General features: G+C 68.4%; 13 protein-coding genes. 5 read left to right on the forward strand and 8 right to left on the reverse strand.

Features of this window, described 5'->3' with window-relative positions; genetic code table 11:
* Nucleotides 1–143: 143 nt before the first annotated feature.
* The gene (locus RJT50_RS05300; RefSeq protein WP_313694760.1) at nucleotides 144–962 is read left to right on the forward strand and encodes a DUF7504 family protein; all 819 of its coding nucleotides are present in this window, start codon (nucleotides 144–146) and stop codon (nucleotides 960–962) included.
* A gap of 60 nt (nucleotides 963–1022) precedes the next feature.
* On the opposite strand, the gene RJT50_RS05305 is transcribed toward RJT50_RS05300, so the two are convergent.
* Nucleotides 1023–1598, reverse strand: a complete 576-nt coding sequence (locus RJT50_RS05305; protein ID WP_313694761.1) for a DUF7344 domain-containing protein — start codon at nucleotides 1596–1598, stop codon at nucleotides 1023–1025.
* 270 nt (nucleotides 1599–1868) lie between these two features.
* Between RJT50_RS05305 and RJT50_RS05310 the strand changes: the two genes are divergently transcribed.
* Both RJT50_RS05310 and RJT50_RS05315 read left to right on the forward strand, forming a co-directional pair.
* The gene (locus RJT50_RS05310; RefSeq protein WP_313694763.1) at nucleotides 1869–2375 is read left to right on the forward strand and encodes a hypothetical protein; all 507 of its coding nucleotides are present in this window, start codon (nucleotides 1869–1871) and stop codon (nucleotides 2373–2375) included.
* Nucleotides 2376–2485: 110 nt separating this feature from the next.
* Nucleotides 2486–4606, forward strand: coding sequence for a PKD domain-containing protein (locus RJT50_RS05315; protein ID WP_313694766.1), 2121 nt, complete (start codon nucleotides 2486–2488; stop codon nucleotides 4604–4606).
* 104 nt (nucleotides 4607–4710) lie between these two features.
* Here the strand turns inward: RJT50_RS05315 and RJT50_RS05320 are convergent, their stop codons facing one another.
* Complete coding sequence (locus RJT50_RS05320) at nucleotides 4711–5931, reverse strand: hypothetical protein (RefSeq protein WP_313694768.1); 1221 nt, start codon at nucleotides 5929–5931, stop codon at nucleotides 4711–4713.
* Between the two features lie 431 nt (nucleotides 5932–6362).
* On the opposite strand from RJT50_RS05320, the gene RJT50_RS05325 reads away from it, so the two are divergent.
* Nucleotides 6363–7385, forward strand: a complete 1023-nt coding sequence (locus tag RJT50_RS05325; RefSeq protein ID WP_313694770.1) for a DUF5305 family protein — start codon at nucleotides 6363–6365, stop codon at nucleotides 7383–7385.
* Between the two features lie 78 nt (nucleotides 7386–7463).
* On the opposite strand, the gene RJT50_RS05330 is transcribed toward RJT50_RS05325, so the two are convergent.
* The 4 genes from RJT50_RS05330 to RJT50_RS05345 all read right to left on the reverse strand — a co-directional run bounded on the left by RJT50_RS05330 (nucleotide 7464) and on the right by RJT50_RS05345 (nucleotide 10471).
* Nucleotides 7464–8621: a S24/S26 family peptidase gene (locus tag RJT50_RS05330; RefSeq protein WP_313694773.1), complete on the reverse strand. Its 1158-nt coding sequence runs from the start codon at nucleotides 8619–8621 to the stop codon at nucleotides 7464–7466.
* A gap of 205 nt (nucleotides 8622–8826) precedes the next feature.
* Complete coding sequence (locus tag RJT50_RS05335; RefSeq protein ID WP_313694776.1) at nucleotides 8827–9168, reverse strand: DUF5658 family protein; 342 nt, start codon at nucleotides 9166–9168, stop codon at nucleotides 8827–8829.
* Between the two features lie 79 nt (nucleotides 9169–9247).
* Nucleotides 9248–9685, reverse strand: a complete 438-nt coding sequence (locus tag RJT50_RS05340) for a universal stress protein (RefSeq protein ID WP_313694778.1) — start codon at nucleotides 9683–9685, stop codon at nucleotides 9248–9250.
* Nucleotides 9686–10039: 354 nt separating this feature from the next.
* Nucleotides 10040–10471 carry an NUDIX hydrolase gene (locus RJT50_RS05345; protein ID WP_313694781.1) on the reverse strand — a complete coding sequence of 144 codons (432 nt, stop codon included), beginning with the start codon at nucleotides 10469–10471 and terminating at the stop codon, nucleotides 10040–10042.
* A 116-nt stretch (nucleotides 10472–10587) separates the two neighbouring features.
* On the opposite strand from RJT50_RS05345, the gene RJT50_RS05350 reads away from it, so the two are divergent.
* On the forward strand, nucleotides 10588–10929 hold the full coding sequence (locus tag RJT50_RS05350) for a 2Fe-2S iron-sulfur cluster-binding protein (protein ID WP_313694784.1): 342 nt from the start codon (nucleotides 10588–10590) through the stop codon (nucleotides 10927–10929).
* An 86-nt stretch (nucleotides 10930–11015) separates the two neighbouring features.
* On the opposite strand, the gene RJT50_RS05355 is transcribed toward RJT50_RS05350, so the two are convergent.
* Together RJT50_RS05355 and RJT50_RS05360 are read right to left on the reverse strand one after the other, a co-directional pair.
* A complete protein-coding gene (locus RJT50_RS05355) occupies nucleotides 11016–11198 on the reverse strand; it encodes a hypothetical protein (RefSeq protein ID WP_313694786.1) in 183 nt (60 codons plus the stop codon).
* Between the two features lie 163 nt (nucleotides 11199–11361).
* On the reverse strand, nucleotides 11362–12159 hold the full coding sequence (locus tag RJT50_RS05360) for an AAC(3) family N-acetyltransferase (protein ID WP_313694788.1): 798 nt from the start codon (nucleotides 12157–12159) through the stop codon (nucleotides 11362–11364).
* Nucleotides 12160–12186: the final 27 nt, after the last annotated feature.

Consider the following 12186-nt stretch of genomic DNA (forward strand, 5'->3'; position numbering starts at 1 on the left):
CCCGTCCGCAATGTGTAGCTCCGCCGCGGGGCGGTTCGTTCCCCCCACGAGCGTCGCCGGGCCGGGTCGGGCCGGTACGGACTCCCCCCGACCCGGACGGGACGGACGCGGATCGACGTCGAACCGGTCAGGAGGCTCCTCCCATGTCAGGTGACGACTCCACGGACGGTGTGGGCAGCGAGGACGAGACGAGGGCCTCGCTCGCGGAGCTTGCCGACTCAGTCTCGAACCGGTCCCGGAAGGAGTCCTCGCCTGTACCCAGTTTGAACCTGAGCGACTCCGGGACGGCGGCCGGGGACTCGTTCGAGTGGGTCCAGTCCGGGGACGACCGCACCTCGCCGCCGACCGACCCGACGACCGACGTCGGCGACGAGTCGAACGTGCTGGTGCTCGGTCCGCTCACGGGAGCCGATCACGACCGGCACTGTACGAACCTGCTCAGTAGCGGCACCACGACCCCCGAGAACGTCCTCTTCGTGACGCTGACCCGCACCGCGACCGAACGCTGGAACACGTGGCGGCGATACACGGACGAACAGCCGGCCAACCTGTGCGTGCTCAGCGTGGGCGAACGGACCCGGGGCGCGACGCGCTCGTCGGTCACCACGGCGAACGCCGGGTCGGGGACGATCCGGACGGAGACGCTCTCGGACGCCTCGGATCTCACCAGGCTCGGGATCAAGATCAACAAACTGCTCAAGGAGTGGAGTGACAGCCCGGGGCAGTCGAGGCTCTGTCTCCACTCGCTGACGGAGCTGCTCCAGTACACGGACCCCCAGCGGCTGTTCCGGTTCGTCCACGTCCTCCAGGGGCGCGTCGACTCGCTGGACGCGACCGCCCACTATCACCTCTACCCGGACGCACACGACGACCAGACCGTCGCGGTGTTCAGGACGCTGTTCGACACCGTGGCACGCGTGACCGAGGGGGGCGAGCTTGTCGTCGAGTCGGGTTCCGACTGAGATGGAGAGCCCGCGCCGCCGTCCGGACCTTTGCCCATCGAGGAGTCCGAGGACCGCCGGTCAGTCGTCCGTCCGCAGCTCCGGCGGCGGACCGTCGTCGCCGATCCGCATCTGCCGGCTGTAGTAGAGCTGGACGAACGCGGACACGCCGAAGGAGACCAGCACGACGCCGCCCCACGCGAGGTCCGGGAGCGCGTCGAACGGTCTGACCTCGTACCACGCGAGCCCGAGCAGGACGGCGTTCGCCAGGGTGAGTCCGGCGTAGAAGATGCTCCACGGGATGCTCTCCTTCGGGACGACCTCCAGATAGAGGTCCACGCCGCTCATCGAGTCGCTCAGCTCGACGGTTCCGGCCTCCGAATCGTACTCGACGAGCCCCTGTTTGTCCATCGTCGACAGATGGGACTGGTAAAGCGAGATGTACACCCGCTTTCGCTCCTGGGAGGTGAGCGCCTCGATCGACTTCCCGTTCTCCCAGGCGGCCACCTGTTCGGCGAGTTCCTGGACCGAGACGGGTTCGTTCCGCTGTTTCAGGTGGTGCAGGGCGTACCGACGCCTGGTGTCCGAGAGCGCGCTGTACAGCGCGGTTTCCGCGAGTGGTTCCTGGCGCGTGGAGTCAGGTTGATCGAGGGACATTGCAGACGTCGAAGAGGTTTCGTGCCCGCGAGTCGGTCGTATCGTGCCGTAAAGGTTGCCGTTCGTACGTGTTCGACGGACGTGGACCGATCGCGACCGAACCGAATCGAGTGGCTTAACGACCCGTTTAACCCGGTTTAGGAGGTCCTAACCGGAAAGTAGGGAGGTCTTACAAAGGGGGTGGGTGGTGTACGGCTGAGTAAGCCTCGCCGTGCCAGCACGGACGTGCTGGCGTGTGTGGGCGATAACCAACAAGGAGATCACGATACAATGAGACCCAAAGGAAAACTGTTCGCGCTGCTCGCGGTGTTCGCTGCAATCGGCCTCGTCACCGCGTCGGGCGCGTTTACGACGGTGAGTGCGGAACGGACTGCCACGGTGAACGTTGCTGGCGACTCGAGCGCGTTGCTCCAGTTACAAGGTAACAGCACGTACGCAACCACTGACGGTGGGCAGAACGGTGGAGAGCTGACGCTTAATTTCGACACGGATGCAGGCGCATCGGGCCTAAACCAGAACGCCACGACCGAGGTAAACCATGTGTTCAACATCACGAACCAGGGGAGCCAGAACGTCATTATCGACATCGGAGTGCAGAACGACTCCGATGCGGATTCGTTCGCCTTCTTTGATGGGAACGACGATAGCAGCATCAATGGCACAGAGCTTGGACCAGGTGACTCTGTCAGTGTTGGGATGGAAATAATCACTGACGGGGACGGAAACGACTTCAACGTGGACTTTACCATCGTCGCCGACGCTGAGGAGACAGCCTAAACTACCTCCTTCGGCCGTAGATTGCGCGGGTAGTAGCTCGAGTTCAGACAGAAACGGCCCCAGCTCGACCTTCTCGTCCGTCGACGAGCAACTGGTCCAAAACGCACGAAATGAAACTCCACAGCTTCAACGCCGCGGTCCTCGCCCTCGTCCTCGTGGGACTCGTCGTCCCGACCGGGGCCGCCGTGAGCGGCGCGCTCGCCGTGGACGACCTCTGGGCCGAGAACGACGTGGTTCTCACCCCGTCGGACGGGCCGAACGGCGAGTACGCGACCGTCGGCGAGGACGGCAACCTCTCGATCGACCTCCGGGACCCCGGCGTCAACGACGGCGGCGAGACCGTCATCGCGGACGTCGTCCGGATCGAGAATCGGGGTGAGACGGCACAGCGCGTCTGGCTCACCCACGAGGGCTCCCCGGCGGTCACGCTGGTCGACAGTTCGACCGGCGAGCCCATCGCGGGCGCGGATCACAACGTGACGCTGGTGGAGGGTGCCGCGGTCGCCGTCGGCATCCGCATCGACACCCGCGGCGAGGACACCGCCGCCGGAGACCTGCTTCTCGATTCGATCACGCTTCACGCGGCCGCCGCCGATCCGACGGAGCCGCCCGAGAACGGTTCGGACGGCGGTTCGGGAGGCGGTGGTGACGGGGATTCCGGCGCCGCGCCGGCAACGCCCGTGCCGACCGAACAGCCCACCGAAGCGCCGCCACTCGACCAGGCCAACGATTCGGACGTCGAGGTCGAGTTCGAGGAGGGGTCCCCGGACCGCAACGTCACCGTTCGGGCGATGGACCCGGACACGCTCGACGGGAACACGACCGATCCGGACCCGCGCCCACAGGCGGTCATCTCGCCGGACGACTCGGCGGGCGGCTCAGCCGGCGGTGACGGAACGGACGGTCGGACGCGCCGGATCGACAACGTCACCGTCGACGCCGTAACCACCGCGGGGGAGCCGATCACGCTCACCGGGACGCGCTCGACCGTCGATACGGTTGCCGACGTCGACTCGGACCGCCGGATCGTGAAGGTCGTGGACATCACGGCACCCCCGGGCCGGGAGAATCAGCCGGCGACCGTCCGCATGCGTGTCGCCCGTGACAAGCTCGAAGGAACGCCGCCCGAGGCCGCACGCATCGGTCACCGCACCGACAGCGGGTGGCAGCTCCTCGGGACCCGCGTGGTTTCGACGGCGGACGGCTCCGTCGTGCTGGAGGCCAGAACCGACGGCTTCAGCCCGTTCGCCGTGTTCCGGAGCCCGGGGGTCACATACGAGTGGCGGCTCCCGAACGGCACGGCCGTCTCGAAGGAGCAGCTCCGGTCGACGTTCGACGAGCCGGGCTTCTACAACGTCTCGCTCACCGTGCGGGACGCGAACGGGGACCAGGACACCACGAACTACCGGATCCTCGCCAACGACCGGCCCACCGTCACGCTCGATTCGCCCGCGAACGTCTCGGTCGGCGAGCCCGTTCCGCTCCGCGCGAACGTCTCGAACCGGTACGGGAACCACACCGTCACGTGGCACCTCCCGAACGGAACCGAGCGGACGGGCGAGGCCCTGAACTACACGTTCACCGGGGTCGAACGGACCGTGCGTGTGACGGTCCAGGACGAGTTCGGCGCGAACAGCACGACCGAGGAGACGTTCCTCGTCGGCGCGCCGGGTGCCGGCGGCGGGGGCGGACAACTCGCCGTCGTCGGCGAGAGCTTCCCGGTCGGGACGTGGCTCGCGCTCTTCGGGATCGTCGCCGGGCTGCTCGGAACCGTCTACTGGGCCAGTTCGGTCGACCTCCGGTGGGTGCTGGCGCTTCTGGGCCGCCGTTCCGGGGACGACGGTCCACGCGTTACGGCGTTCGAGAACCCCTCCTGGAACCGCCGGCTGGGACTGTTCGAGGTCGGCCACCTCCGCGTCGAGGATCCGACCGGCGATCTGGACCGGATCGACCTCGCGCTGTGTGACGGTGACGGGAACGAACTGGCCAGAAAGCGGATCGAGCCGGCACGCCCGGACGTGTACAGCGCGTCGCCCGAGCGGATCCCGGGCGTCGGGCTGTCCGCCGACGGTCCCGGCGACCTCGGGCGGGACTACTCGGTGAGCGTCCGCGCGGTGGATGCGGCCGACAACGTCGCCACGTTCAGCGGTTCCACGTTCCGAGTCGACCGGCGGGCGCCGGTTGCGACCGACGGCGGCGAGCCCGTCGACGCACGCGAGGAGTTCCGGTAACGACCCTCTCGTACCGGGCCGCCTGCCCGGCGAACCCGGCGTAACTGGTACCCTGACGAACGGGGTCGGATACGTGCGGACGGGGCTGAAAAACCGGGACGTCTTCAGTCGTCGTCGTCTTCGTCCTCATCGTCGTCACCATCCTCATCGTCTTCGTCGTCGTCTTCGTCATCGCCATCGTCGTCTTCCTCCTCGTCTTCACTGTCGTGGTCGTCGTCGCCATCGTCTCCGTCGTCACCATCCTCGCCCGCTCCTCCCTCTTCGTCATCGCCGTCGCCGCCGTCGTCCTCCTCGTCACCCTCGCCCGCGACGACGGTCTTCGTGTCCGAATCCACCACGAGGCCGTCGTCGTCGACGACCTCCACGATGACGGTATACGTGTCGCCCTCCGTCCCGCCCCGCGTGTAGGTCGCCGTCCCGGTCGGCGCGCTGGTGACCGTCTTCGTCTCGGTCGCCCAGTGCTTGTCCGGGTCCGTGTGCTCGAACGTGATCCTGACCGACTGGTACTCCGCCAGGTCCGCGACCTCGTACTCGACGGTGAACTCCGTGTTGTCGTTCTCGGTGGCGTCCGAGACGGTGAACCACTCCAGGGTCGGACTCGTCGGCCTGCTCAGATCGTCGTTCCCTGCCGGGTCCTCGCCGTCGGCAACGTCCTCGATCGTCTCGGTCAGGACCAGTTCGTCCGACGCGTCGAACACCTCGATGACGACGTCGTACGGGGTTCCCTCAGTCCCGCCGTGCCAGTACGTGAGCACCCCCGCCGACTCCGTGCTCGACCGAGACTCGGTCGCCCACGATTTCGATCCCGCGACGAACTCGACCTCGATGGAGCCGAACGACTCGACGCCCTCGACCCGGTAGGAGAGCTCGTACTCGGCGTTCGTGTCCCGCGTGAGGTCCTCGAGGACCCGCCTGAGGACGCCCACCGAGTCCACGTCGACCCGTCGCGTCTGCGTGATCGAGAGGACTCCCCCGTTCGTCGCGTCGATGGTGAACGGGAGCGCGTCGACCCCGGTCGGCCCGTTCGCCGCGAGGTCGACCTCGAAGGAGGCCGACTCGCCGGGCGCGAGGACGACCGACTGCGGGCTGAGCGACCCCTGCGACGGGTCGTCCAGCGACACCGACACGTCGAGGTCGACGTTCGCGTTGTTCGTCGCCGTCACGAGCCGCGTGGGGCCCGAGCCGCTCTCGACGGACGGCACGACGTCGAGCCCCAGGAGCGCGTCCTCGTCGGACGCGACGCCGACGTCCGCCCCTCGATTCGACGTGACCTGCGAGAACGCCCGCGTGTTCGTCGCCAGGCCCGCTGCGCCGAACAGGACCATGCCCGCGCCCATCAGCTTTCGGCGGGAGTAGCCACTGCGGCCACCGTCGCGCCCCCGTGATGGTCGGTTCCGGTCCCGTCGGCCCATGGCAGTAAGACATCACTACTCGGTCTCACGGGAACTTAAACAGTGTGCCATCCGTTCGTTGCCGCGAGCGGCCGCGACGCCGCCGACCGTCTCACGGACGAGCCTCCCGGGAACGGGTTCCGCGGGGAAGCCACCCCGGCCCGGACGGCGACCGGCGTCGAAATTGTTTTGTCTCCGAGAGGTAAGGGACGGGTACGTCGAACCGATGGGCACGTCTGCAACCAGCCTGAACCCGGTGCTCGCGGGTCAGTCCCTGCCGGCAACTCCGCGGCCGGCCGGTCCTCGACCGGGTCGGGCCGGTCGGTCGAACTGCCGGACGGACGGAGAGCGACCGTTCCACCCCGATGTCGAGTAGCGAGCGCGTCGACCGGTACCTGCACCAGTACGGGACGGCCGTCGTCGTCGTCCTGCTGCTGGCCGGGCTCGCCGGACTGGGGGGTGCCGCCGTGGAGTACACCGACTCGTCGACCGAGCAGGTCTCCGAGGAGGTCGACCGGCAGCAGTACGCGACGAGCGGCCGGACGAGCGCGGTCGTCACCGGGAACACGACGCTGTACGAGGCGAACGAACGGCTCGTGGACATGCCGGCGTACTTCTTCGCCGCGTCGCCGAACCTCACCGTCGCCGTCGAGACGAGCGTGCCGGCCGACCGGGAGGTGGAGGTCACCCAGCGACTGACGCTCAGGACGCGGGCGGCCAGGGAGGGACAGCAGTTCTGGGAGTCGCGGCGGCTCCTCGGTGCCGACTCCGTGACGGTGTCGGACGGTTCGCTCCGGACGAACGCCACGGTGAACATGTCGGCGGTCCGCGCGGCGCTCAACGAGAAACGGGCCGCCATCGGCACCGTCGGCACGCTGGACACGCGGCTGGTGGTGAACGTCACGTACGAATCGGACCTGTACTCCGGGTCGCTCACCGCGGAGGCGCCGGTCGTCCTGACCGACCGCGCCTACTGGCTCGGGTCGGACCTCTCCGCGTCCCAGCCCCACAGCAGGACCGTGACCCGACAGGTCACCGAACCGCCCAACCTGCCGCTCGCCGGGGGGCTCGCGGCCGCCGGCCTGGTGGCGCTGGTGCTGGCCGGGGCAGTCTGGAACCGGTCACAGTCGATCGACGAAAGCGCGCTCGGGACGACGGTCGCCCGAGCGCGGTTCGAGGAGTGGATCTCCGACGGCGAGATCCCGACGAAAACCGGGAAGGAGTACACCCGGACCGACTCGCTCGAGGACCTCGTCGACATCGGCATCGACTCCGGCAAGCGGGTCATCTACGACGACGAACTCGACGCCTACGCCGTCATCGAGGGCGACGTCGTCCACTACTACACGACGGGTGACGAGGACATCACCGACTGGTTCGACGTGTGAGTTCGGCGCGGTTTCGCCTGCTCGAACGGCAGTACCGACTGGGGATGTTTTCCCCGATCCGGCCGTCCCGGGGGCCGCTTACCGGAGCTTTCGCCGGAGCCAATCGAGCGCCGACACGTCCCGCGACCCCGCGTCCAGCCTGATCGGCCCCCAGCCCACGAGTGCGGCCGCGAGCGCGACGAACCCGACGGCGACGAGCGCGTCGATCACGACGATCGGGGCCCAGGGGTGGAGCCGGTACAGGGTCTCGATCGTCGACGTCGGCAGCACCGCGAGATACCGGTGTTCGTGGAAGGAGCGCCGGTAGTACCCCGTCTCCGGCGGCGCCTGCAGCGTGACCGTGGCGTTCGCCCGGCTGTTGGCGGCGATCGACATGCTCTCGGGCGAGACGCTGATCCCCTCGCTCGTCGGCTCGAAGAACACGACGACCGGGACGATGCCGTTGCTCGGGACGGTGTAGGTGAGGTTCTCCGACTCGCCGGCCGGGATCACTCCCTGCCGCCCTGAGTCGCTCTGGGAGCTCACCACGTCGAACTGCTGCTGGCCGCCGGGGACGACCATGCTCGCGGTGATGACGGTGACGAGGACGACCGCGAGCACGAGGATGACCGCACGTGCGTCGACGGACCCCGTCTTGCGCCGTCCGTTGCTCCGGCGTCGCTGGGTCCGCGGGGAGCCGAACAGCTCCGTGAGGACGTACGCGACCGTGCCGATCGCGAACAGGAGATAGGAGAGCCCCTGGGTGCCGAGCACCGCACGCGTCCCGAGCAGGATCGCGAGCTGCTGCTGGAACCCGGTGAGCACGTCGTTGACGCCGGTGACGAGCGTGCCCAGCCCCGGCAGGACGACCACCTCGCCGCCGACCTGGAGCGCCTTGGCGACCACCTGGTCCTCGCCGACGGGCGGCTCGACGCCGTCCTGGTCGGTGACCGGGTTCGCGTCGCCCCTGGTGACGTAGCCGGCGTCCGTCTCGCCCACCACGCGGTGGGTCGTGAGACCACCCCCGTGCAGCTCCTGTGCCTCGAACACGATGACGTTGCCGGGCTCGACCGGGCCGGCGATCGCCATCGGGACGGCGACGAACCCGTCGCCCGGATCCATGGTCGGGGCCATGCTCCCGGTCTCGACGTAGCCGAGCAGGACCGGCTGGCCGAGGACCTGCCCGAGAAACAGCGACAGGACGACCAGTGCCACGCACGCGGTGAGGACGTAGCCGACCAGTGAGCGCAGGTTCATGTGTCTCCTCCTGTTGGGCCGGAGTTCGCCCCGAGCAGCCCGCCTCCGCCGCTCGGTGGAGTCGTGCCGGGAACGGCGCGGACTGGCCGAGTGATGTCACCAGCACGCAACGGACGGGCCAGGTTATGGCTGTCGGTACTCGACGGGGGCGGGTGCAGGCGACCGACCGCACGTGGACGTGGCGGCCCTCCGTGGCGCCGGCGGCTCACGTCGACGCGACGAACAGGATCCAGGTGTTCCAGACGGTGACCAGAACGCCGAGGGTCGCCAGCCCGAGCGGGACGCCGACGCGGTGTGGACGGGGCGTCAGCCGCCAGAGCCCCACACAGAGCGCGACGGTGAGTCCTTTGAGGACGACCAGCGGCACGTAGCCGTGGGTGAGGACGTACGCCGCGACCGGTCCGACCTCGACGACCTGGTCCAGGCTGAGGCCGATCGTCGTCGTCACGAGGTCGCCACAGACGAAAAACAGCACCGCGCCGAGCCAGAGGTAGGCGCTCCTCGCGGTGAAGTACCGTATCGTCTCCTCGCCGAACGCTCGTGACATCCGTAGTGACCGTACGTCGACCGAGCGGAGCGTAAATATGTCGGTCACGTACACAGTGTCGCCGGCTTAAACTATCCGTTCAGGCGACGTCGCTTCCCCGCTCGACCGGCACCGTGAGCACCTGCACGGGCGCGGCACGAACCACGCGCTCGGTCGTGCTCCCGAGGTTGACTAGCCTGTCGAGGCCCGTCCGGCCGTGGGTGGCCATCACGACGAGGTCCGCGTCGTACGCGTCGATCGCCGCGACGATCTCGGCGTGCGGGACGCCCCAGCGGACGTGCTTTTCGACGCTGAGGCCCCGCTCGGCGGCCGCCCCGCCGACGTCGTCCAGCGCCGCCTCGGCCCGCCGTTCCGCGTCCTCGACGACGTGGTCGTACTCCCGGGTGACGTGCCGCTCGTCCACGACGAACAGCGCGTGAACCGTCGCGTCGTGCTCCTCGGCGAGCCGCAGGCCCGCGTCGACGCCACGCCGCGCGCCGTCGCTCCCGTCCGTCGGCAGGAGGATGTTCGCGTACATGGGGGCGCATCTCGGGTGGAGGAGATAAATGGGGGTGCCGGCGGTCAGGTGCGGCAGCGGCCGGAACGTGCAGGCTCAGTCGGCACGGGATGGAATCGACCATGACGGTCGGTCGACGGCCGGTGAGGACGGCGATCAGAAGTGGCCGGTCGAGTTCCCGAGCACCTCGTGACAGCGCTCACGACACTCGATGCCGGACGATTCTGGGCACTTGTTGCCGGACGATTCCGGGCCGAGAGACAGCACCTCGCGCCGGTCGTGGCGACACGCCATGTGGGGGAGAGGTGGCTGGAGTATCCTTGGTAGGAAGATGTTTCCGACCGGTTCCGGCGACTCGACCGGGGGAGTCCGCCGTCACCGGAGTTCCACCGACGCGGGGGCCGCCCGGACCGCGTCGTCGGTCGCTCGCTCCACCGCACACGCCCCCGCGGCGCCCAGCCGATCGGCCGCGGTCGCCGCGTCGTCCCACGCGTACTCGACGTGTTCGCCGCTCAGCGACACCGTCCGCACCTCCGTGGTGCAGGGGTAGTAGACGCCGAAGCGGCCGCGGTCGTCGTCGTTCCGCCAGGCGGTCGCGTGCACCGGCGGCCCGACGTCGACCGTCAGGCCGGTCTCCTCGGCGATCTCGCGTTCGAGTCCGGGGACCGCATCCTCGTCGTGGTCGAGGCGACCGCCGGGCAGTTCCCACTCGCCGTCGCTCGCCCGGCGGACGACGAGCACGTCTCCCCCGCCGTCGCGGATGATCCCCCGGAGGCTGATCGTCGCCCGGAGCGGTCTGTCCGTCATGGAGGCTCGTGGGGCGGTGTCCGGTAAGTTAGTCGGCCGATACCGGCGTCCGTGCACCCGCGTCCGGCCTCCCCCGATGACAAGAATTTAAGCGTCGTCCGACGACGGTTCAGCCGATGACCGAGTACACCGTCGAGTTCGTCGGCACGGGCGAGACGCTCGAGATGTCCGACAAGGAGACCATCCTCGGCGCGTGCATCGACGCCGGCATCGCCCAGGAGTACTCCTGCCGGGTCGGCATGTGTCTGGCCTGCTCGGCCGAGATCGTCGAGGGCGAGGTCGCCCAGGCCGCCGCGGTCGCCCGGGGGCTCACCGAGGCCGAGGCCGAGGAGTACGCGCTCACCTGCATGGCCCGGCCCCAGTCGGACCTGAAACTGGATCGGGGCGAGTACCCGCCCAGCATCGAGGACGACGCCGCGAACCTGGACGGGGCCGACGGCGCCGCCGCGGACGACTGAACGTTCCCCTGGTTCCGTGATGTCCGACTATTCGAGGTTGCCGTCGCTGAACTCGCCGTCAGGTAGGTCTCCGTATGGTTAGTGCGCTACTGAAACACCCAGTAGATGATACCGAGGATAGAGACGGCAAGGAGGAGGAGAAATCCTTCGACGAGAAGGACACCGGCACCCCTGGTAGTTTGGAGAATGGACCAAAACTGTGCCCCGAGGAGAACGATCAGGAGCCAGATGATGATATTGAGTCGAAAAACCACGTCGTCCCGTACCATTGTACTATTGTTCGACGTAATGAAGTAAAAGCTCATCGATAGGGCCCCTGTACGTGGCGAACTACCTCACCTGTTTCTCTCGATCAAAGTACCCTGTCGACTGTGTGAACGAGACTGTTGAGCACGGCCGCTTTCTGCGGTTTCAACGGACCGACTTCCACCCCTACCGATTCGCTTCCATCCACTCGACCCCGAAGTCGACGAGCGGCCGCTGGTCCACGAGCGTCGCGGTCGCCTCGCCGACGCTCCCGCGCTCCATCCCGTATTCCCGTTCGTAGGCCGCCTCGATCTCCCGGAAGTCGTCAGGGCCGGCGACGGTCTCGAACGTCACCCAGCGCCGCTCGCCGTCCACGAGCATCGGGCCGCCGTCGGACTGGAACGACTTGTCGTACTCGGCGCGACGCTCGGCGAGGTGGAGCGACGTGTTGGCCTCGACGCCCAGCCGGAGGACGGAGGCGTCCAGATCGTACAGGCGGGCGAGCGGCGACGTCTCGCCGAACGGCGGGTCGACGGCGTGGTCGGCGACGACGGCCTCGGCCCCCTCTCCCCACGCCGCAAACGAGGAGGTCGGGTGGCGGCTCCGGACGACCTCCGGATGGTCGCGGAAGCACTCGGCGACCGCGCCCATCATCCTGGTGGGGGTGAGTTCCGGGCGGTACGGCGGCATCGTCTCCCTGATCTCCGCGATCCAGTCGTCGGGAACCGGGGGGTTCTCCCAGTTCGACGGGTCCGAGAGCTGGGTGGAGTGGGTCGGCATGGCGAGCGTGCCGACGGGGGTGACGACGTCCAGCAGGGCGTCGACGACGGCTGGCGCGCCGCCGGGTACCCACCCGAGCGAGGAGAGCGAGGCGTGGACGAGCACGGCGTCGCCGGCGTCGACGCCCAGCGCGCGGAGGTCCCCGGCGATCCGGTCGGCGGTGACCGGCGCGTCGCTTCGGTCGATCGCGTCCGCTTCGGTCATGGGTCGCCCGACGCCATCGGCCGTGAA

Origin of the sequence: Halobaculum sp. XH14, from assembly GCF_032116555.1 — an archaeon.
In the GTDB taxonomy this organism is placed as follows: domain Archaea; phylum Halobacteriota; class Halobacteria; order Halobacteriales; family Haloferacaceae; genus Halorarum; species Halorarum halobium.